This is a genomic window from Paenibacillus sp. UNC451MF, from assembly GCF_000686845.1.
GTDB lineage: Bacteria > Bacillota > Bacilli > Paenibacillales > NBRC-103111 > Paenibacillus_S.
Window position 1 is genome coordinate 29,064 of sequence record NZ_JMLS01000035.1, and the last position, 20,231, is coordinate 49,294.

The window sequence follows — 20,231 nt, forward strand, 5'->3', positions numbered from 1 at the left end:
GTCCCGTTCAATACGTTCTATCGGTCATGTCTGCGAAGGCCTCCGCAATAAAACAAAAATGCCTTCGCAGACACTGCGAAGGCATGATGATTCACGTTATCTTTGTTCTGAAGCAAAGAAACCCGATTCTATATCATAACACCTCGGCAGGAAATTAAGCTGAATCAGCACCTGCTGTCTACGGTAAGTCATATTCAATTATCAACTTAGATAGGTTAGCATGGTCGACTTAAAAAGTCAACTACCAAGCTTATCCTTATCTAAAGGTTTGTACGTTTACACGCGCGCTAGGTCCCATAGTCGAGGAAACAGCGATGTTTTTCAGGTATACACCTTTAGCAGCCGCAGGCTTCGCTCTGTTCAAAGCGTCGATCAATGCGCGGAAGTTGTCAGCCAGCTTCTCAGCATCAAAGGATACTTTACCGATAGGAGCATGGATTTGACCAGCTTTATCCAAGCGGTATTCGATTTTACCAGCCTTGATCTCCTGAACTGCTTTAGTTACGTCAAACGTAACCGTACCAGCTTTAGGGTTAGGCATCAAACCTTTACCACCCAAGATACGTCCCAGCTTACCCACTTCACTCATCATATCAGGGGTAGCTACGCACACATCAAAGTCGAACCAACCTTGTTGGATCTTGTTAATCATGTCTTGATCGCCAACGAAGTCAGCGCCAGCAGCTTCTGCTTCTTTTGCTTTTTCGCCTTTTGCAAATACAAGAACACGTTTAGTTTTACCAGTACCGTGTGGCAATACAACTACGCCACGAACAGCTTGGTCTTGTTTACGCGGGTCTACACCCAAACGAACTGCTACTTCAACGGTTTCGTCAAACTTAGCAGGCGCCGCTTTTTTCACAAGCTCGATAGCTTCCAACGGTTCGTAAACCGCTTCAGCATCTACAAGCTTAGCAGCTTCCAAATACTTTTTACCGTGTTTAGGCACTTTGTTTGTCCTCCTCTGTGGTATTAGCGGAATATCCTCCCACTGATAGTGCAATCGTTACATGATAAAAAATCATGTCGATTGTCACTGATAGTGCAACCGCTACATCACGTAAGCAATGTCGGTTGTCACTCGATATGCATCCTGTTACAACAGGAATTAGTCTTCGATTACAACACCCATACTGCGAGCAGTACCTTCGATCATACGCATTGCAGCTTCAACGGAAGCAGCGTTAAGATCGGGCATTTTTTGTTCAGCGATTTCACGGACAGTTGCACGTTTAACAGTAGCAACTTTCTTTTTGTTAGGTTCGCCGGATCCTTTTTCGATTTTTGCAGCAACACGGAGCAATACAGCAGCCGGTGGAGTTTTGCAAATAAACGTAAAGGAACGGTCCTCGAATACTGTGATTTCAACAGGAATAATCAAACCTGCTTGGTCCGCAGTACGAGCGTTAAACTCTTTACAAAAAGCCATGATGTTAACACCTGCTTGACCCAGAGCCGGACCAATTGGAGGAGCCGGATTCGCTTTACCAGCAGGAACTTGAAGTTTAACAATCTTGATAACCTTTTTTGCCATTGTGTGACACCCCCTTGCACGTAGTGTGGCGGCCCAACACGATCTAGAGCTTTTCTACTTGGTGGTAATCGAGCTCCAGAGGCGTTTCCCGCCCGAACATGTTTACATGTACCTTAAGCTTGGCTTTGTCGATAAGAATTTCTTCTACAGATCCGACAAAGTTTGCGAATGGTCCCACTTTTACACGTACGGTTTCTTTCAGATCGAAGTCAATCTTCGGTTTCGGTTCATCAATGCCCATATGCTTGAGAATAGCATCCACTTCCTCAGGAAGCAGCGCCGTTGGCTTCGAACCGGATCCTGTCGAACCGACAAAACCCGTTACACCCGGTGTATTGCGCACAACATACCAAGAGTCATCGGTTTGGATCATTTCGACCAAAACGTAACCCGGATACACTTTACGCATAACCGTTTTCTTCTTGCCGTCTTTATTCACAAGCTCTTCTTCCATCGGAACCAGAACACGAAAGATTTTATCCTTCATATCCATCGATTCAACGCGTTTCTCCAAGTTTGCCTTGACCTTATTTTCATACCCAGAATAGGTATGTACGACGTACCATCTTTTTTCCATTTCCATATTAGCCACCTATGCTCCCGTTTTATTAAAAACAAGACGAAGCAGCTCAGAAATGCCTAAATCAAGCACGTAGAAGTAAATGGTTGCAAAGACAACTGTAAACAGAACGACAAGCGTGTAGCTGGTCAATTCCTTACGACTTGGCCACTTCACCTTTTTCAATTCGGACCAGCTGTCCGCAAAAAAAGAAAACGTGTTGCCGAATCCTTGCTTCATTCTAGCCAAAAAGGACACAACTACACCTCCAAGAAACTACCTAGTTTCGCGATGAGCGGTATGTTCATTGCAAAACTTGCAAAACTTCTTCAACTCCATGCGGTCTGGATTGTTGCGCTTATTTTTATTGGACGTATAGTTTCTTTGCTTGCAGTTCGTGCACGCTAACGTGATTATAACCCGCATGATGTACACCTCCTACGGACCAGCCTCAAATTTTTAAACCTTAAAGGTTCAGCAAAAAAACGCCTTACAGTTTTAAGGCTACCTATGTACTTTAGCACAGCCCCATTTAGGTGTCAAGGGAAACCTATTACTACCATTACCGCTCATCCGCCTTCGCCTATAAGTAATAGTATGGACGAAACTGAGCCTCCGTAAACCTGTAAGAAACGACTGCCCGCTTAATTCCAAATAGACAAAAAAAATAAAGCACCCTCTTCTAACATCAGGGTGCCTTTCCTATGCGTCTCTAACTTCCAAATATCGTTCCAGCTTTCGCTTAACGCGCTGCAAAGCGTTATCAATCGACTTCACATGACGATCCAAATCTACCGCTATTTCCTGATAGGAACGGCCGTCTAAATAAAGCATTAACACTCTTCGTTCCAAATCGCTTAGAATCTCTCCCATTTTGTCTTCCAACCCGCTGAATTCTTCTTGATTGATGATCAGCTCTTCCGGATCCGTCACACGGGTACCGCAGATGACATCAAGCAAGGTGCGATCAGAGTCTTCATCATAAATGGGCTTGTCCAACGAAACGTAAGAATTAAGAGGAATGTGCTTTTGGCGGGTAGCGGTTTTAATGGCTGTTATGATCTGACGAGTGATACATAGCTCTGCAAAAGCCTTAAAGGAGGCAAGCTTATCTCCACGAAAGTCCCGGATCGATTTATATAAACCTATCATACCTTCTTGTACGATATCTTCCCTGTCTGCGCCTATCAAAAAATAAGAGCGCGCTTTGGCTCGAACGAAGTTCTTGTACTTGTTAATCAAGTACTCCAATGCGTCGCTGTCTCCGTCGCGGACCGCATCGACAATGTCTTCATCTGCCTTGAGGTCATATTCGTACATTCTCAGTTCTTTGAGGTCGACACTCACGGACAATCCCTCCGGCCTGGCAAGACTACGATTCCTTAATACCCTTGAAAGATAGGATAAGTATACATTATGTAATCTAATATCGTCAACCAAATTCCATTTGTTCAAAGCCCGGAATGGCCGAATATTACTGGCCTCTCCGCCACTTTTCGAACAAGTCCTTCATGTCGCCCTTCAAATTGCTGTCAAATGTATTCCTTTTCCCTGTAGGCTCATCCTGTATTTTGTGCTCAATATCCCGCTTCGACTGCCGTATCTTTATCAGAAGCTCACCAGCCGGCACACGAAATGCCCCTTTACCAAAAATAACGTGCTGCTCTGTCATATCCGAGGTAGCTACATAAATTTGCTTGCGCCGACCGATGTTCTCTGTAACAAGCCGCTCGATGAGCTCATCCGCCGTCTCTTTTTCCTTCGTGTAAAAAATACGAAGCTTACTCTGAACGTACTTACCTCCGAGGCCAGGTACGTAATAGGCATCAAACACTAGCAGCACTTTGGTCCCAGAAAATGACTGATATTCTGCCAACTGTTCAATTAATCGATCGCGCGCTTCTTCCAGGCTGATATCCTTTAGCTTTTGCAGTTCCGGCCAAGCACCGATAATGTTATATCCGTCTACTATGAGGATTTCCTGGATCATGAACTCAATCCGTCTATTTCGCGGTCAAACGTTGGCGTACAACCTCATACATGAAGACAGACGCCGCCACCGACGCATTCAACGAATTGATGTGCCCGAACATCGGAAGCTTCAGCAGGAAATCGCATTTTTCTTTGATCAGTCTGCCCATACCTTTATTTTCATTACCAATGACCAGAGCCAAAGGCATATTCAAATTGGTCTTGTACAGCGGCTGCTGCGCGGCAACGTCGGTGCCGGCAACCCATATGCCCCGCTCCTTCAACTGCTCAATCGTCTGAGCTAAATTCGTCACCCTGGCTACCCTTACGTACTCGACTGCACCTGCTGAGGTTTTGGATACTGTAGCGGTCAAGCCAACCGATCTGCGCTTCGGTATGATCACACCGTGCACCCCCGTACAATCTGCAGTACGAAGAATCGAGCCTAAGTTATGAGGATCTTCAATTTCATCCAAAATGAGGATAAAAGGTTCCTCATTCCGGCTTTGTGCAAGTGCCAATATGTCTTCTACTTCTACGTAATCATAAGCTGCAACCTGGGCAACGACACCCTGATGCTGTACATCTTCTACCATTTGATCCAGCTTGCGTTTATCTGCAGTCTGAACAATAACCCCATTCTGCTTCGCTTCGGCAATAATGGGCTGCGTCAGCTGTTTTTGCGCATTTTCGGCAATCCATATTTTATTAATGGTTCTTCCCGAACGAAGTGCCTCAAGCACGGAATGCTTGCCAGCGATAAATTCCTCCATAAGTTGTCTCTCCTTCTTAAGGCGATTTGCTCTTTCTCTACTGCACTTTCTCCTCATCCCGTTCCAAGGACAGCATGAGCAAATACTGAAGTCTTTCCAGTCGTTTCATGTAATACAAATATCCGATCAAGCATTCGAATGCCGTACTGTGGCGGTACTCCAAAATGTCTGCATTTTTAGCGGATGTTCCCGATTTGGCATTGCGCCCTCGCTTCACAATATCCGTCTCTTCCTCCGTAAGCAAAGGCAGCCATACCTGCAAGGCTTTGGCCTGCGCTTTCGCCGATACATATTGAGTAGAAAGCTTATGCAAATGGTTCGGACGGTGATTCGCTTTAGAAATCACATACTGCCGCACGAATACCTCATAGATCGCATCGCCGATATAAGCAAGCACGATGGGATTTAATTGCTGCGGGTCTTTGGCCGGCGGGAAGCAGAACAGATCGGAATCGATGGTGAAGGGATCCTTCATCATTTACGCCGCCAACGGATACCCTGCGCCGTATCCTCAAGTACAATGCCGCGCTCTGTAAGCAAATCCCGAATCTCATCCGCGCGCGCCCAGTTTTTGGATTTCCGAGCCTCAGTACGCTCCACGATCAGCTGTTCTATCTCATCATCCAACAGCTCTTCTTCCGCTTTGGATAGTATACCCAGGATACTATCCATCTTTTCAAAATGCTCTAGCAGCAGATTTAGCGACCCGCTCGTAACATTCTCCTGCTGAACATAAGGATTAGCGACGTTAACAAGCTCGAACACGGACGTTATCGCATCCGGTGTATTAAAGTCATCGTTCATCTTAGCTTCAAATTGATTCAAGATATCCGCTGCAGAAGATACTACAGCTTCAGCTGCCGGGCCTTCCGGAGCACTGGCAAGACGATGCTTAATGTTTGCAATGCAGTTCTCGATACGCATCAGACCGTTTTTGGCCTGCTCGATTGTTTCATCGCTGAAATTAAGTGGATTGCGATAATGCGCAGACAACATGAAATATCGAATAACCTGCGGGCTGATCGTCTTCAGAAGCTGATTGACGTTCACTCCGTTGCCGAGCGATTTGGACATTTTTTCATTATTAATGTTAATGTAGCCATTATGCATCCAATAATTGGCCATTGCATGACCGGTAAAGCATTCGGATTGGGCAATCTCGCACTCATGATGCGGGAATTGTAGATCCTGGCCCCCGCCGTGAATATCAATGGTGTGACCCAAATATTTGTTAACCATAGCAGAGCATTCAATATGCCAGCCCGGTCTACCATCCCCCCAAGGACTTGACCAGGAAATTTCCCCAGGCTTCGCCGCTTTCCACAACACGAAATCTTGAGGGTTCTCTTTACGATCGTCAACCTCTACACGAATACCGAACTGCAGTTCCTCCAGGTTTTGATGGGATAGCTTGCCATATTCCGTGAATTTGGTTGTCCGGAAATAGACGTCGCCGCCGTTTTCATAAGCGTAGCCTTTTGCAGCCAAACTTTCGATAAAGGTAATAATCTCGTCAATATTCTCGGTCACACGAGGATTCAAGGTCGCCTTACGGACACCCAGACCTTCCGTATCCTCATAAAATTTCTGGATGAACATATCTGCCACTTCAGGGACCGTCAGTTCCATTTGAGCGGCTTTTTTGATCAGCTTATCATCCACATCAGTAAAATTCACGATATAGGTGACATCGTAGCCAATGAACTCAAGATATCGTCTAACCACATCGAAGAATATGACCGGACGGGCATTGCCGATATGAATGTAGTCGTATACCGTCGGACCACAAACATACATTTTCACTTTTCCCGGCTCCAGCGTCTGGAACGCTTCCTTCGCACGGGTAAGCGTATTATAAATTTTTAGCGCCATGATTTTGAACGCCTCCATTCTGAGTCTGTAATTCCCTGACTTGCTGTTTTAGATCATCTAATTGGTCTTGCATTTGCCTGAACATATCAATAACAGGGTCCGGGAGATTATTATGGTCGAGTCGTCCAACCCGCACACCATCCCGCTTCACAATCCTACCCGGGTTACCTACGACGGTACAATTCGGAGGAACCTCCCGTAATACAACGGCATTGGAGCCTACATTGGAATTATCTCCAACGGTGAAAGAACCAAGTACCTTGGCACCTGATCCGATGACGACATTGTTGCCGATCGTTGGGTGTCGTTTCCCTTTTTCCTTTCCTGTTCCTCCAAGAGTGACGCCTTGATACAGAACCACATCATCGCCGATTTCGCAGGTCTCCCCAATAATGACACCCATTCCATGATCTATGAAAAACCGGCGTCCGATAACAGCTCCCGGATGAATCTCAATTCCCGTCATAAAGCGACTGAACTGGGAAATGACTCTTGCCGTCGTGAACCATTTTCTTTTGTAAAAAAAATGAGCCACGCGGTGCGCCCAAAGGGCATGCAGACCGGAATAAGTAAAAGCTACTTCAAACCAGCTGCGGGCAGCAGGGTCGTTCTCAAAAATCGTTTCGATATCTTCTTTCATCGACTTGAACATGATGACTCACCTTCTCCTCATCAAGCTAGCTGCAAGTACCTTATAAAAACGGTATTAAAAAACGCCCCTACAGCCATTTACGGCTGCAGAGGCGTGAAAAAGTGCGCGGTTCCACTCTGCTTCGGACCCATTTCTCGTCCATCTTGGAGTTCGTAACGTGAACATGACGGCATGACTACCCATACTTCCCAGAGAGGAAGAAGCTCGTCAATGCGGCTCCCAGGTGCATTTCTGATCAACGGGAATGGACAACTTCCAGCACAAGCATCGCATACGCATCAGCCCGGTCGCCCTCTCTGTAAATCCCTGCTTAATCTTACTCTCCTGTTCAACGCCTCGTTTTATCAATGTTATTTAGTATAACGAAAAATCGTAAGGTTTACAATAACTTCTTCAGGCGACTAACCACCTTATCTTTTCCAAGCAAATACAAGGACATATTCAAATCAGGTCCATGCACTTGTCCTGTTAGAGCAACACGAATCGTCATGAACAATTGTTTGCCTTTGTAGCCCGTCTCTTTTTGCACGGCTTTAAGCAGTGCAGGGATGTTCTCCACAGCGAACGACTCCGCCTGCTCTACTTGCTGCAGGAAGCTTCCCAACACAGTAGGTACGTATTCCTCTGCGAGGACAGCCTTCGCCTCTTCGTCTTCAACCGATACATCCTCTTGGAAAAAGAGATCCGAAAGTGCGACAATCTCTGCTGCATACTGCATTCTGTCTTGGTTAAGCCCAATAAGACGGCTTACCCACTCTTGCTGCTCAGCCGTAAGCTCCTGAGGAACACGGCCTGCCTTTTGCAAGTGCGGGAGCGCCAGCTCCACTACACGGGATGGCTCTGCTTTTTTCAAGTATTGATTGTTCATCCAGTTCAGCTTATCCATATCAAAGACAGCCGGGCTCTTGGAGAGTCGCTCCAAATCGAACTGAGCGATCAGCTCCTCCTTGGTGAAGATCTCCTCTTCACCCTTAGGTGACCAACCGAGCAGTGTAATAAAGTTCAATACCGCTTCCGGCAGGTAGCCAAGCTCTTTATATTGCTCGATGAATTGAATGATGGACTCATCGCGTTTGCTCATTTTTTTACGGTCCTGATTCAAAATAAGCGCCAAATGGGCAAAATCAGGAACAGGGAGTCCCAGAGCCTCATACATCATAATTTGTCTCGGTGTATTAGACAGATGTTCCTCACCGCGAATAACCAGGGTGATGTTCATCAAGTGGTCGTCCAAAATAACCGCAAAATTATAGGTCGGAATACCGTCCGGACGCACAATGATAAAATCACCGATACCGTTCGACTCGAATTCGACGTGATCGCGGATAAGATCTTCAAAGGCAATGACCTTATCTTCCGGCACACGGAAGCGGATCGAGGGCTTGCGGCCTTCCGCTTTGAACTGTTCAACCTGCTCCGGTGTCAAATGACGGCATTTGCCGGAATAGCGCGGCATTTCGCCCTTCGCTTCCTGCTCAGCCCGCTCCTGCTCGAGATCAGCTTCCGAACAGTAGCAGTGATACGCATGCCCACTTTGCAGCATTTGTTCTACATACGGACGATACAAATCCAAACGCTCTGTTTGACGGTAAGGACCATGAGGTCCGCCCACATCAACACTCTCGTCCCAATCGAGTCCAAGCCATTTCAATCCGTTCAGTTGGCTGTCGATACCGGACTCCATATGACGGGTTTGATCCGTATCCTCGAATCGAATAATGAACTGTCCGTTTTGCTTACGGGCGATCAAATAGTTAAATAAAGCCGTACGAGCTCCACCGATATGAAGATGGCCTGTTGGGCTTGGTGCGTATCTTACACGAAATTGATCTGACATTACTGCTGCTCCTCTCCTATCTGCAAAAACCGATAACCAAATATGTAGTAGTTATGATAGCACACCTTGAATCAAACAAACAACCGATTGGGCAGCGATTCCTTCGCCCCGTCCGGTAAAACCTAACTGCTCCGTCGTTGTCGCTTTTACGTTCACTTGAGAAGGATCCGCTTCCAGCGCTTCTGCGATTCTTTGTACCATTGCAGGGATGTATGGAGCCATCTTCGGCTTCTGAGCAATGATCGTCGAATCGATATTGCCGAGCTTATATCCCGCTTCTTTCGCAAGCTTCCACACATCAAGCAGCAGCTGGTAGCTGTCTGCATCTTTGTATTCCGCGGCTGTATCAGGAAAATGCTTGCCGATATCGCCTTGTCCAAGTGCTCCGAGAATGGCATCGCTAATCGCATGCAGCAGCACATCTGCGTCGGAATGCCCGAGCAGCCCTTTTTCATAAGGGATGTCTACACCACCGATAATGCATTTACGCCCTTCCACTAATTGATGCACGTCAAATCCTTGTCCAACACGAATCATGATTTGTTCTCTCCCCTGACATTTTGTATTATCCACGTCGCCCATGGTAAATCTTCGGGTGTTGTTATTTTAATATTATAATAATCCGCTTCCACAACTTGAACCGATGTGCCGATCCTCTCCACCAGCATGGCATCATCCGTCCCTACAAACTGATCCTTGTCCGCCTGCTCATAGGCCCGCAGCAACAATGAAAAACGAAAAGCTTGTGGGGTCTGAATCGCCCACAAGCTGCGCCGGTCCGGGGTGGATTGGATCGTTCCCGCCGGGTCGACAACTTTTATTGTATCTTTAACAGGGACTGCCAACACGGCTGCATCGGTCTCCATCGCTTTATGCCAGCACGCCATAATGTGCTCTTCTGCAGCAAAGGGACGTACACCATCGTGGACCATGACCCATTCCACGCTGCCTTCTAGCGCCTGCAGTCCTCGATATACCGAATCCTGCCGCTCTTTGCCGCCGACTATTAGATGACGTACCTTCGTAAGACCGTACTGCTCCACGTAACCGCTGCAGCGTTCCACGTCATTAGCCCCAGTGACCAACACGATCGTATCGACCTGGGCTATTCGTTGAAACAAAGCCAATGTATGTACAAGAATCGGTTTACCGTCCAACTCCAGATACTGCTTGCTTTCCTCGGTCCGCATACGCGAGCCTTTGCCTGCGGCTACGATTACTACCCCTAGCTGATTCATCGCCTTCACCTACTACTTTTGCTTTACGACGCACTCCCCCTATCATATACGTTTTAGAGTGCTTTTTCCAATAGTTTCGGTTTAGCAAAAATCATTCTTCCCGCAGAGGTCTGCAATACGCTCGTTACAAGCACATCTAGAGTCGTTCCGATAAAATCACGGCCACCCTCTACCACTATCATCGTTCCGTCATCCAAGTAAGCGACTCCTTGCCCATGCTCCTTACCGTCTTTAATGACCTGAACTAAAATTTCCTCGCCTGGCAGTACGACGGGCTTAACCGCGTTGGCCAAGTCATTGATGTTCAGAACGGAAACTCCTTGCAATTCGCATACTTTATTCAAATTAAAATCATTTGTAATCACTTTGCCCTGAAGCACTTTCGCGAGCTTGACGAGCTTGCTGTCCACCTCGGATATTTCTTCAAAATCGCCTTCGTAGATCAATACTCTGACTTCAAGCTCTTTTTGAATTTTATTCAAAATATCAAGCCCGCGGCGCCCTCTGTTTCTTTTAAGCAGATCTGAGGAATCGGCAATATGTTGAAGCTCTTCTAGCACGAATTCAGGAATGACTAGTGTCCCTTCAATAAATCCTGTTTTGCAAATATCGGCAATACGTCCGTCAATAATGACGCTTGTATCCAAGATTTTGTGCTCCTCGAAACCCTTGCCTTCTCCTGATCCGTTACGATCTTTGCCTGAGCGACTTTTAGAAAGCAGCACAATAAGCTCTTCTCTCTTCGCGAAGCCCAACCGAAATCCTACGAAACCGAACATCATCGTAAAAATCACTTGAAGCAGCGGCGAGAACAATCCTGCCTGCTCGAACGGGGTTAATAGCATAGTAGCCATCAGAAGTCCCATGACCATACCTATCGTTCCTGCGATGAGATCCGTAATGGGCATAGCCGTCACTTTTTCCTCGCTAAGCTGCACCACAAGTAGGATATAATTGACCGCCCAAGAACTAACCAAGTAAAAAAGCAGGACTCCAGCAAACATCATCCAATAAGCCTCGCCGTTCACTTGCTCCAATCCGAACACCTTTTCTATGATTTTAAAAAATGGTTGTCCGACGGTATCACTCCATTCATACCCTAACACGCCCCCGATAACTGCAAATAAACATTGGAACCATCTTTTCATCATAGAATCACCTCCAAACTTTTTATTAAAAAATGCCTCGTTACAATTATGAACCAAAAGTTTCCTGCCTAATCGTTCCAGCTCAAGAAAAAATAAAAAAAGCACTTACTTTCCCGTTAAGGAAAATAAATGCTTTTCATTTCCGCTTTTCTTACAAAGATCTAGTTTCAGAGTTAGCCTCATCCACGGATTTGTTTTTTCTTCTCCGTTTCGGAAAGAGCCGTTCAACGTTTTTTTTTAAGCCGTACAGCGCGTAAAGAAGCAACGGTACAAAGATCATTTTGGATAATGTGCCTGGGAATTTGTAAGCTACAAATACAGCAATAGCAACGACAATTGGAGTAATCCAGATTGCTTTTTTAGGAATTCCGACTTTTTTGAAGTTAGGATATTTCACCGTACTAACCATTAAGTACGATAACAACAGCGTGCTCAATACTAGAATAATGGTGTTTAACTCGGTATGGAACAATGCCAGTGTACAAAGCACACCACCAGCAGCAGGGATCGGAAGTCCGATGAAGTACCCTGGAACGCCTGCAACCACATTAAAACGAGCCAAACGAAGCGCACCGCAAATTGGGAATATTGCTGTTACAATCCAAGCCGCCGCAGCTGGCATGTCTTGAAAAGCAACAACGTACATAATAAAAGCCGGAGCAACACCAAACGAAATGACATCGGATAAGGAGTCCAACTCTTTACCGAATTCGCTTTGAGCATTCAGCGCTCTTGCTACGCGTCCGTCCAAGCCGTCACACAGCATCGCTACAATGACCATTATGGCTGCCCATTCCGCTTCTCTGTTAAAGGCAAGAATGATCGATATAAATCCTAAAAACAAGTTCCCTAATGTGAAAAGATTGGGAATAGATTTAGTTAGCATTATTTGTCCACCTCTGGTTTTACTGTACCCTAATATATCTCATTATATTAGGCTACCTTCTGATTGTATGCAAGTTAAATATGTCTGTCAATGAGTACTTGATCTTGAATTCGTTTTAAGCCCTCTTTAATCGCGCGTGCCCTGACTTCCCCGATACCGTCTACTTCATCCAATTCGTCGATTGTTGCCATCATCAAATGCGGAAGCTGTCCGAACTTCTCCACTAAATTGTGTATAATGACGGATGGAAGTCTCGGAATTTTGTTCAGTACGCGATAACCTCTCGGTGATACCGTATCCTCGGCACTGACACTTGCATGCGGGTATCCCAAAATGCGTGCGATATGAGGGTGATCCAGCATTTCATCCGTTGCGACACGTCTTAGACTATGATTAACATCCTTAATTTTATCTTCATTCAGTTCTCTCACATAATCCTTAACTAAAAGCAGAGCCTCATGCTCCGTCGCACCGACAAGCTCTTCCAACTGCATACTAATAAGACGACCTTCGGTTCCAAGTTCATTAATGTAACGTTTAATTTCGGCCTTGATGCGGAGCACCATCTCGATACGCTGTACCACATTAGTTACGTCATGGAGGGTAACCAGTTCCTCAAACTCGGAGGCACCCAGATTGGTCAGAGCTTGATCCAGAACCGACTTATACTTTTCCAAAGTCTGAATCGCCTGGTTCGCCTTGGTAAGGATAACTCCCATATCTTTCAGAGAGTATCGCAAATTTCCTTGATATAACGTAATGACGTTTCTTCTTTGGGAGATGGACACCACGAGCTTGGAGGTTTGTTTGGCCACCCTCTCAGCGGTTCGGTGCCTGATTCCCGTTTCAGAAGATGTAATGGATGAATTCGGTATGAGCTGTGTATTGGCGTACAATATCCGTTTCAAGTCTTCACTCAGGATGATTGCACCGTCCATTTTCGCCAGCTCGTACAAATAGTTCGGTGAGAAGTCGCAGTTAATGGAAAAGCCTCCGTCCACAATTTCCATCACTTCCGGACTATAACCCACGACGATCAGTGCGCCCGTCTTTGCCCGCAGCACGTTCTCGAGTCCATCCCGAAAAGCGGTCCCTGGCGCAACCATCTGCAGAAGCTGGCTCATGACATCTCTTTTGGTTTCTTCCTTGCTCATGTTGTCCCTCCTAAGGGTTTTCCGTAGGAAAACCTACTTCGTAAGCCTGAACTTTGGACTTTCCGTAGAAAAGTCTGCCTTCGTAAGGCATTACGAGTTCTATTGTTGATATTATTAACTGTATTAAAAAATTTTCCTTTTATCCTAAGGCAACCTTTAACGCCTCGGCTACTGTATTCACTCCTATTACTTCTATACCGGAAGGAGGCGTCCAGCCCTTCAAGCTCTTTTCCGGCACGATAACTCGGCGAAATCCAAGCTTCTCTGCTTCCTTGACTCGTTGATCTACCCTCGATACGCCTCTCACCTCACCGGTTAAGCCAACTTCGCCAAACACGACATCAAACGGCTGTGTAGGCTGCTCCCTTAAGCTTGAGGCAATACTTACCGCAATGGCAAGGTCAACCGCCGGTTCATCGAGCTTCACCCCACCAGCAACATTGACATAAGCATCCTGGTTTTGCAAAAACATTCCCATCCGCTTTTCAAGCACGGCTATAATTAGCGCAAGGCGATTGTGATCAATCCCTGTAGCCATTCTGCGCGGAGAAGGAAAGTTCGTCGATGAGACCAATGCCTGCAGCTCAACCAGGACAGGCCGCGTCCCTTCCATACTCGCTACCACCGTAGAACCGGACACCCCTAAAGGCCTCTCCGACAAGAACAGCTCTGAAGGATTATTAACCTCAACCAAGCCGCTTTCCTGCATTTCAAAAATTCCGATTTCATTCGTGGAACCAAAGCGGTTTTTCACAGCTCTCAGCAGCCGATAAGAGTGGTGGCGCTCCCCTTCAAAATAAAGCACGCAATCGACCATATGCTCAAGCATCCTTGGGCCCGCAATAGCGCCTTCTTTAGTTACATGACCGACCAGAACCGTTGCGATGCCTTTAATTTTAGCAATGCGCATAAAATGTCCAGTACATTCTCTAACTTGAGAAACACTGCCCGGAGCCGAACCGATAGCCGGATGATATACCGTCTGTATGGAATCAATGACGACAAAATCAGGCTGTACTTCTTCGATAGCCGCCTCTATTAATTCGAGGTTCGTTTCACACAATACGAACAATTGTTCGGATGTAGCATTCAGCCGATCCGCCCGCAGCTTTGTCTGTCTAACCGATTCTTCTCCGGATACATACAGTACTTTTTGATTGCTGAGGGTCAAATCATGCGAGGTCTGCAGCAGCAGCGTCGATTTACCTATGCCGGGATCTCCACCAACAAGCAGCAGTGATCCTGGCACCACTCCGCCGCCGAGAACTCGATTTAATTCTTTATTTCGTGTAACGATGCGCTGCTCTTCACTGCTTTTAATATTTATGATCGAAACAGGCTTTTCTTTCGACTTTAGTATAGAAGAGTTCATTCCTTGAGTCTTTGTGACGGTTTCCACTTCTTCTACAAATGTATTCCATGCCTGGCACCCGGGACATTTCCCCATCCACTTCGGCGATTCATAGCCGCACTCTTGGCAGCAGAACTTCGTTTTTTGCTTTGCCATTTATTATTCTCCCTGCTGTTATTCCATCCGTTGCCTACCGCATCTTATCAAAGTTTACCATTTTGTGGGGGTAAAGAAAACCCTTATAGCCCACAAAACGCAAAAACATCCCGTACCCTTATAAGGATACAGGATGTATAACGCATTTGCTTATTAAGATGTTGCAACGCCTTGATTGCGTTCCACCGTCAACTCTCCATCTTGCTCATCGATAGTCAATGTATCGCCCTTGGAGATATGTCCGCGGAGCAATTCTTCAGACAACCGGTCTTCGATATGCTTCTGAATCGCTCTACGAAGCGGTCTTGCTCCATAGGTAGGATCAAAGCCTTCTTTAGCCAGGAACGCTTTAGCTTTATCGGTTAAGATAAAGTCCACTTCCTGCTCTTTCAGACGTTTGCGAAGATCCTCGGCCATCAAGGTCACAATTTCCGCAATGTGTCTTTCGTCCAGAGAATGGAACACGATGATTTCATCAATCCGGTTCAGGAACTCCGGACGGAAGCTCTTTTTAAGCTCACCCATCACTTTGTCTTTCATATTGTTATAATCCTTGCCGGCATCATTCATTGCTGTGAAGCCAAGCGAAGAGTTTTTCTTGATTGTGTCCGCACCTACGTTAGAGGTCATGATGATCAGCGTATTGCGGAAGTCTACTGTACGTCCCTTAGAATCGGTCAAGCGACCATCTTCCAGTACTTGCAGCAGGATGTTGAATACTTCCGGATGCGCTTTTTCAATTTCGTCCAGCAGGACTACAGAATATGGTTTGCGGCGAACTTTTTCCGTTAATTGTCCGCCCTCTTCGTAACCTACATATCCTGGAGGCGCTCCTACGAGACGGGAAGTCGAATGCTTCTCCATGTACTCGGACATATCAATTCGAATGACAGCATTCTCGTCACCGAACATAGATTCTGCCAAGGCACGTGCCAGCTCCGTTTTACCTACGCCTGTTGGTCCTAAGAAAATGAAGGAACCCATAGGGCGTTTCGGATCTTTCAAGCCAGCTCTAGCGCGGCGAATAGCTCGGCTTACCGCTTTCACGGCTTCTTCTTGCCCAATAACACGATCATGCAAAATGGACTCCATTTTCAGCAGACGCTCAGTCTCTTCTTCCGCGAGCTTAACAACCGGAATGCCGGTCCAGCTTGCAACTACCTGTGCAATATCCTCCGGAGTGACTTCGGAATCCGTACGGCCTTGTTTTTCTTTCCATTCATTCTTAGTCGAATCCAGTTCTTCACGCAGCTTTTGCTCCGTGTCTCGCAGGGCAGCTGCTTTTTCGAACTCCTGGCTTTGAACCGCCGCGTCCTTTTCCTTACGGATATCTTCCAGCTTGCTTTCCAGTTTTTTCAGATCCGGCGGTACCGTATAGGAGCGAAGCCTTACTTTGGAGCTCGCCTCGTCGATCAAATCGATCGCCTTATCTGGCAGGAAACGATCTGTAATGTAACGATCGGACAATTTTACAGCTTGCTCAATCGCTTCATCCGTTATTTTCACACGGTGATGTGCTTCATAACGATCACGTAAACCATGTAGAATTTGAATTGCTTCTTCAGGAGACGGCTGATCCACCGTAATAGGTTGGAAGCGTCTTTCCAAAGCGGCATCTTTCTCGATATATTTGCGATATTCATCTAATGTCGTGGCACCGATACATTGCAGCTCACCCCTAGCCAATGCAGGCTTAAGAATGTTGGAAGCATCGATGGCGCCTTCAGCACCGCCTGCACCAATCAGCGTATGCAGCTCATCAATGAACAGGATGATGTTACCGGCTTGACGAATCTCATCCATAATCTTTTTCAAACGGTCCTCAAATTCGCCGCGGTACTTAGTACCCGCAACAACGGAACCCATATCTAACGTCATAACCCTTTTATCTCTTAACGTTTCAGGAATTTCATTATTAATAATTTTTTGTGCAAGTCCTTCGGCGATAGCTGTTTTACCTACCCCAGGCTCCCCGATAAGAACCGGATTGTTCTTGGTTCTCCGACTCAGCACTTGAATAACTCGTTCAATTTCTTTACTGCGCCCAATAACAGGGTCCAGATTGCCGTCTTTAGCATATGCCGTTAAATCTCTGGCCAATCCGTCCAACGTAGGCGTATTCGCATTAGCGGTGTTACCATGGTTCGTAGACACCACTTCACTGCTGCCTAACAGTTGAAGTACTTGTTGGCGAGCCTTATTCAGGCTGACTCCAAGATTGTTGAGCACACGGGCAGCGACGCCTTCACCTTCACGGATTAGTCCCAACAAAATATGTTCGGTACCCACATAGGTATGACCCAGCTTGCGGGCCTCATCCATTGATAGTTCAATCACTTTTTTCGCTCTTGGCGTATAAGCAATATTGGTAGGCTGTTCTTGCCCTCTACCGATTAATGCTTCAACTTCGTCTTGAATTTTCTCAAGCCCTAATCCCAAAGCAATTAGAGCCTTGGCTGCAATACCATCGCCTTCACGAATCAGCCCCAGCAAAATATGCTCGGTACCAATATTATTATGGCCTAAACGAACGGCCTCTTCTTGTGCCAAAGACAACACTTTCTGCGCACGTTCTGTAAATCTCCCAAACATCATGTGTAACACCTCCATAAAAGAATAAAATATCGAAAGCACGCTTCAAAGGGTGCGTTCTAGCATGTAGCACTTTCTTGCGAGAACTTCTCGCGAATGAGCTGCGCCCTTCTTATGTCTCTTTCTTCAGGCGTTAGCTTTTCTCCTGCATACTGCTGTAAAAAACCCGGCTGGGTCATAACCAGAAGCTCATTCATCACTTGAGTAGGGACGTTTTTGATAATCCCCAGATCGATACCCAAGCGGACGTCGGAGAGGCGCTGAGCGGCTTCTTTGGAGTCCATAATAGCAGCATAGGACATAATCCCGTAGGAGCGGCTAATTCGGTCCAACAGCTTCGCTTTGGTCTCATACTGTAGCTTTTCCCTTGCAGCCCGTTCGTGCTCTATAAGCTGCCTTACAACGCCGTACAGGTTGTCTATAATCTCCTGCTCGGACTGACCTAATGTAATTTGATTCGAAATTTGAAACAAATTGCCCAACGCCTCGCTGCCTTCCCCATACAATCCGCGAACGGCAAGCCCAACTTGAGTAATTGCCGATAAAATACGGTTAATTTGTTGGGTTAGCACCAAAGCAGGGAGGTGAATCATTACAGAAGCTCGAATACCTGTTCCCACATTAGTAGGGCAGCTCGTTAAAAAGCCTCTTTTTTCATCAAAAGCATAATCCAATTGAATTTCGAATAAATCATCAATCTGGTTCGCCATATCCCAAGCTTCTTTAATTTGAAAACCTGGGCACAAGCATTGTATTCGCAAATGGTCCTCTTCATTCACCATAATACTAATGGATTCATTGTCGCTTAGGATTACCGCGCCATTGCGCGACTCGTCAGCCAATGCCGGACTAATGAGATGCTTCTCCACCAGTACCCGTTTTTCCAGCTCATTCAAATCATCGAGTAGAACTAAAGAAAAATGACTGATCGTATGCAGCTCTTCATTGCTCAATACGTTCGATACTTGCTCCAGCACTTCTTTGGACTGCTGGTTTGTAGCAAGCATTGGAAAAGGATAAGACCGCAAATTCCTCGCAATACGGATTCTACTGCTAATGACGATATCCGAATCCGGCCCCTCACCCTTCATCCAATCGCTCAAAGCTTGCTCTGTAAAACGTTTTGTTGTCACAAGCACACCTCCCTACTCAAAAAGGAACTTAGCCTTCGGCTACCTTTTTTTCCAGATCACGTATGACGTCACGCAGATGAGCCGCATCTTCAAATTCTTCTTTCTCAATTTTCACAAGCAGCTCTTTCTTTAAGGTTTCGATTTCCCTCTTATGTTTTATTAACCCACCGGAACGTTTTGGAACCTTTCCTGTGTGTTGAATATTCCCGTGTACTCTTTTGAACAATGGATCCAACTTCTCACCGAAATGCTTATAGCATGAGCTGCATCCAAAACGACCCAGCTTGCTGAACTGCGTATAAGTCAGTCCGCAATGCTCACACCGGCTTGGTGGAGATTTTGGAGCCATTGGATTATGAGAGGACGGTTCAAAATCGAGCAATCCTGATAACAAATTATGAATCGAAAAGCCATTTGGAGTACCTGGAATCAGCTCCCCTTTTTCTCGAGCGCACGATTCACAAATATGGAACTCGGTCTTTTCGCCGTTCAGTATTTTGGTAAAATGTAATGTTGCCTGTTTTTTTCCACATTCCTGACAAAGCATACAAGTCCCTCCTTATTTACTCAACAAGGATATCAGCATAGCCTTCATGATTTTGGCCCTGATCTCGTCACGCAGCGGCAATTTCAAAACGAGCACTTCCCTCGCTATCGCAGCCCTCATGATCGCTGCTTCTCTTGGAGTAATATAACCGCTCTCCTCAAGTTGATACAGCAATCCTTCAGAAGCTGTTTGATCCATATGGGTGCTAATGGTCTTGAAAATATGATCGTGCACCGACCCATGAGCTTTAAGCTCAATCCTCTGAATGCGGATATAGCCGCCGCCACCGCGTTTACTCTCTACAATATATCCTTTTTCCAAAGTAAACCGTGTGCTGATAACGTAGTTGATTTGGGAAGGGACACATTCGAATTGATCCGCCAGCTCATTGCGCTGAATTTCCACTATTCCATCAGTACTTTGTTGTAAGATGTGCTTTAAATACTGTTCAATGACTTCGGAGACATTACGCATCAATTCATCCTCCTTCCCAGAAGTAAATTGACTTTGACTTTCTTTGACTTTAATATCATTATAGCAGTTTTCAGAAAATTTGCAACTATGGAACGACGCTCATTTTATTGTTGACTCTTCATTTTTTTTTATGCTTTTCAAATGGAGCCATTGTTTGCAACATAACTTTCTGAGAAATACAAAAAAGCCTTCCCGGAATATCCGGAAAGACTTTTTACTTTTGCTTGGCGACGTTCTACTCTCCCAGGACCCTGCGGTCCAAGTACCATCGACGCTGGAAGGCTTAACGTTCGTGTTCGGTATGGGTACGCGTGGTTCCCTTCCGCCATCATCACCAAACGGGATTTTTCGAAG

22 protein-coding genes, 1 rRNA gene and 1 other annotated feature are annotated in these 20,231 nt (G+C 46.1%); all 23 genes read right to left on the reverse strand.

The window, feature by feature from the left end; all coding sequences use genetic code 11:
- Positions 1–45: 45 nt before the first annotated feature.
- Positions 46–202 (reverse strand) — a sequence feature (ribosomal protein L10 leader region).
- A gap of 54 nt (positions 203–256) precedes the next feature.
- The 23 genes from rplA to rrf all read right to left on the reverse strand — a co-directional run bounded on the left by rplA (position 257) and on the right by rrf (position 20,216).
- A complete protein-coding gene (rplA, locus tag BP97_RS0127690; RefSeq protein WP_028552027.1) occupies positions 257–949 on the reverse strand; it encodes a 50S ribosomal protein L1 in 693 nt (230 codons plus the stop codon).
- A gap of 159 nt (positions 950–1,108) precedes the next feature.
- Positions 1,109–1,534, reverse strand: a complete 426-nt coding sequence (gene rplK, locus BP97_RS0127695; RefSeq protein WP_028552028.1) for a 50S ribosomal protein L11 — start codon at positions 1,532–1,534, stop codon at positions 1,109–1,111.
- A 43-nt stretch (positions 1,535–1,577) separates the two neighbouring features.
- On the reverse strand, positions 1,578–2,111 hold the full coding sequence (gene nusG / locus BP97_RS0127700) for a transcription termination/antitermination protein NusG (RefSeq protein WP_028552029.1): 534 nt from the start codon (positions 2,109–2,111) through the stop codon (positions 1,578–1,580).
- 15 nt (positions 2,112–2,126) lie between these two features.
- The gene (gene secE / locus BP97_RS0127705; protein ID WP_028552030.1) at positions 2,127–2,351 is read right to left on the reverse strand and encodes a preprotein translocase subunit SecE; all 225 of its coding nucleotides are present in this window, start codon (positions 2,349–2,351) and stop codon (positions 2,127–2,129) included.
- A gap of 18 nt (positions 2,352–2,369) precedes the next feature.
- Positions 2,370–2,519 (reverse strand): 50S ribosomal protein L33, encoded by a 150-nt coding sequence (rpmG, locus tag BP97_RS0127710; protein ID WP_028552031.1) that lies wholly within the window; start codon positions 2,517–2,519, stop codon positions 2,370–2,372.
- A gap of 276 nt (positions 2,520–2,795) precedes the next feature.
- Positions 2,796–3,440, reverse strand: coding sequence for an RNA polymerase sporulation sigma factor SigH (gene sigH / locus BP97_RS0127715; protein WP_028552032.1), 645 nt, complete (start codon positions 3,438–3,440; stop codon positions 2,796–2,798).
- Between the two features lie 127 nt (positions 3,441–3,567).
- Complete coding sequence (locus BP97_RS0127720) at positions 3,568–4,083, reverse strand: NYN domain-containing protein (protein ID WP_028552033.1); 516 nt, start codon at positions 4,081–4,083, stop codon at positions 3,568–3,570.
- 13 nt (positions 4,084–4,096) lie between these two features.
- The gene (gene rlmB, locus BP97_RS0127725) at positions 4,097–4,837 is read right to left on the reverse strand and encodes a 23S rRNA (guanosine(2251)-2'-O)-methyltransferase RlmB (RefSeq protein WP_028552034.1); all 741 of its coding nucleotides are present in this window, start codon (positions 4,835–4,837) and stop codon (positions 4,097–4,099) included.
- 37 nt (positions 4,838–4,874) lie between these two features.
- On the reverse strand, positions 4,875–5,315 hold the full coding sequence (locus tag BP97_RS0127730) for a Mini-ribonuclease 3 (RefSeq protein WP_036746642.1): 441 nt from the start codon (positions 5,313–5,315) through the stop codon (positions 4,875–4,877).
- Complete coding sequence (gene cysS, locus BP97_RS0127735; RefSeq protein WP_028552036.1) at positions 5,312–6,709, reverse strand: cysteine--tRNA ligase; 1,398 nt, start codon at positions 6,707–6,709, stop codon at positions 5,312–5,314. Before cysS ends, BP97_RS0127730 begins: the two co-directional genes overlap by 4 nt.
- Positions 6,690–7,361: a serine O-acetyltransferase gene (gene cysE, locus BP97_RS0127740; protein ID WP_028552037.1), complete on the reverse strand. Its 672-nt coding sequence runs from the start codon at positions 7,359–7,361 to the stop codon at positions 6,690–6,692. The genes cysS and cysE overlap by 20 nt, the downstream gene beginning before the upstream one ends.
- Positions 7,362–7,740: 379 nt before the next feature.
- Entirely contained in the window at positions 7,741–9,198 is a 1,458-nt protein-coding gene (gltX, locus tag BP97_RS0127745) for a glutamate--tRNA ligase (protein WP_028552038.1), read from the reverse strand.
- Positions 9,199–9,249: 51 nt separating this feature from the next.
- Entirely contained in the window at positions 9,250–9,735 is a 486-nt protein-coding gene (gene ispF / locus BP97_RS0127750) for a 2-C-methyl-D-erythritol 2,4-cyclodiphosphate synthase (RefSeq protein ID WP_028552039.1), read from the reverse strand.
- The gene (gene ispD / locus BP97_RS0127755; RefSeq protein ID WP_028552040.1) at positions 9,732–10,436 is read right to left on the reverse strand and encodes a 2-C-methyl-D-erythritol 4-phosphate cytidylyltransferase; all 705 of its coding nucleotides are present in this window, start codon (positions 10,434–10,436) and stop codon (positions 9,732–9,734) included. Before ispD ends, ispF begins: the two co-directional genes overlap by 4 nt.
- Before the next feature lie 53 nt (positions 10,437–10,489).
- On the reverse strand, positions 10,490–11,587 hold the full coding sequence (locus BP97_RS0127760) for a PIN/TRAM domain-containing protein (RefSeq protein ID WP_028552041.1): 1,098 nt from the start codon (positions 11,585–11,587) through the stop codon (positions 10,490–10,492).
- 148 nt (positions 11,588–11,735) lie between these two features.
- Positions 11,736–12,470 carry a CDP-diacylglycerol--serine O-phosphatidyltransferase gene (gene pssA, locus BP97_RS0127765; RefSeq protein WP_028552042.1) on the reverse strand — a complete coding sequence of 245 codons (735 nt, stop codon included), beginning with the start codon at positions 12,468–12,470 and terminating at the stop codon, positions 11,736–11,738.
- Between the two features lie 74 nt (positions 12,471–12,544).
- On the reverse strand, positions 12,545–13,624 hold the full coding sequence (gene disA / locus BP97_RS0127770; protein ID WP_028552043.1) for a DNA integrity scanning diadenylate cyclase DisA: 1,080 nt from the start codon (positions 13,622–13,624) through the stop codon (positions 12,545–12,547).
- Positions 13,625–13,763: 139 nt separating this feature from the next.
- A complete protein-coding gene (radA, locus tag BP97_RS0127775; protein WP_028552044.1) occupies positions 13,764–15,131 on the reverse strand; it encodes a DNA repair protein RadA in 1,368 nt (455 codons plus the stop codon).
- A gap of 153 nt (positions 15,132–15,284) precedes the next feature.
- Positions 15,285–17,726: an ATP-dependent protease ATP-binding subunit ClpC gene (gene clpC, locus BP97_RS0127780; protein WP_028552045.1), complete on the reverse strand. Its 2,442-nt coding sequence runs from the start codon at positions 17,724–17,726 to the stop codon at positions 15,285–15,287.
- A gap of 56 nt (positions 17,727–17,782) precedes the next feature.
- Positions 17,783–18,814 (reverse strand): protein-arginine kinase McsB, encoded by a 1,032-nt coding sequence (locus tag BP97_RS0127785; RefSeq protein ID WP_051621011.1) that lies wholly within the window; start codon positions 18,812–18,814, stop codon positions 17,783–17,785.
- Between the two features lie 70 nt (positions 18,815–18,884).
- Positions 18,885–19,403: a protein-arginine kinase activator protein McsA gene (locus BP97_RS0127790; RefSeq protein ID WP_028552047.1), complete on the reverse strand. Its 519-nt coding sequence runs from the start codon at positions 19,401–19,403 to the stop codon at positions 18,885–18,887.
- Between the two features lie 12 nt (positions 19,404–19,415).
- Entirely contained in the window at positions 19,416–19,877 is a 462-nt protein-coding gene (locus BP97_RS0127795; RefSeq protein ID WP_028552048.1) for a CtsR family transcriptional regulator, read from the reverse strand.
- Positions 19,878–20,099: 222 nt separating this feature from the next.
- Positions 20,100–20,216: ribosomal RNA gene (rrf, locus tag BP97_RS0127800) — 5S ribosomal RNA — on the reverse strand.
- Positions 20,217–20,231 lie beyond the last annotated feature (15 nt).

Excerpts from the sequence above, each read along its gene's own strand:
- BP97_RS0127730 (WP_036746642.1), bottom strand. The coding sequence starts at position 5,315 with ATGATGAAGGATCCCTTCACCATCGATTCCGATCTGTTCTGCTTCCCG.
- BP97_RS0127720 (WP_028552033.1), bottom strand. The coding sequence starts at position 4,083 with ATGATCCAGGAAATCCTCATAGTAGACGGATATAACATTATCGGTGCT.
- radA (WP_028552044.1), bottom strand. The coding sequence starts at position 15,131 with ATGGCAAAGCAAAAAACGAAGTTCTGCTGCCAAGAGTGCGGCTATGAA.
- BP97_RS0127785 (WP_051621011.1), bottom strand. The coding sequence starts at position 18,814 with ATGAAGGGTGAGGGGCCGGATTCGGATATCGTCATTAGCAGTAGAATC.
- clpC (WP_028552045.1), bottom strand. The coding sequence starts at position 17,726 with ATGATGTTTGGGAGATTTACAGAACGTGCGCAGAAAGTGTTGTCTTTG.
- rlmB (WP_028552034.1), bottom strand. The coding sequence starts at position 4,837 with ATGGAGGAATTTATCGCTGGCAAGCATTCCGTGCTTGAGGCACTTCGT.
- nusG (WP_028552029.1), bottom strand. The coding sequence starts at position 2,111 with ATGGAAAAAAGATGGTACGTCGTACATACCTATTCTGGGTATGAAAAT.
- ispF (WP_028552039.1), bottom strand. The coding sequence starts at position 9,735 with ATGATTCGTGTTGGACAAGGATTTGACGTGCATCAATTAGTGGAAGGG.
- cysE (WP_028552037.1), bottom strand. The coding sequence starts at position 7,361 with ATGTTCAAGTCGATGAAAGAAGATATCGAAACGATTTTTGAGAACGAC.
- rpmG (WP_028552031.1), bottom strand. The coding sequence starts at position 2,519 with ATGCGGGTTATAATCACGTTAGCGTGCACGAACTGCAAGCAAAGAAAC.
- pssA (WP_028552042.1), bottom strand. The coding sequence starts at position 12,470 with ATGCTAACTAAATCTATTCCCAATCTTTTCACATTAGGGAACTTGTTT.
- BP97_RS0127795 (WP_028552048.1), bottom strand. The coding sequence starts at position 19,877 with ATGCGTAATGTCTCCGAAGTCATTGAACAGTATTTAAAGCACATCTTA.
- ispD (WP_028552040.1), bottom strand. The coding sequence starts at position 10,436 with ATGAATCAGCTAGGGGTAGTAATCGTAGCCGCAGGCAAAGGCTCGCGT.
- rplK (WP_028552028.1), bottom strand. The coding sequence starts at position 1,534 with ATGGCAAAAAAGGTTATCAAGATTGTTAAACTTCAAGTTCCTGCTGGT.
- BP97_RS0127790 (WP_028552047.1), bottom strand. The coding sequence starts at position 19,403 with ATGCTTTGTCAGGAATGTGGAAAAAAACAGGCAACATTACATTTTACC.
- gltX (WP_028552038.1), bottom strand. The coding sequence starts at position 9,198 with ATGTCAGATCAATTTCGTGTAAGATACGCACCAAGCCCAACAGGCCAT.
- disA (WP_028552043.1), bottom strand. The coding sequence starts at position 13,624 with ATGAGCAAGGAAGAAACCAAAAGAGATGTCATGAGCCAGCTTCTGCAG.
- cysS (WP_028552036.1), bottom strand. The coding sequence starts at position 6,709 with ATGGCGCTAAAAATTTATAATACGCTTACCCGTGCGAAGGAAGCGTTC.
- BP97_RS0127760 (WP_028552041.1), bottom strand. The coding sequence starts at position 11,587 with ATGATGAAAAGATGGTTCCAATGTTTATTTGCAGTTATCGGGGGCGTG.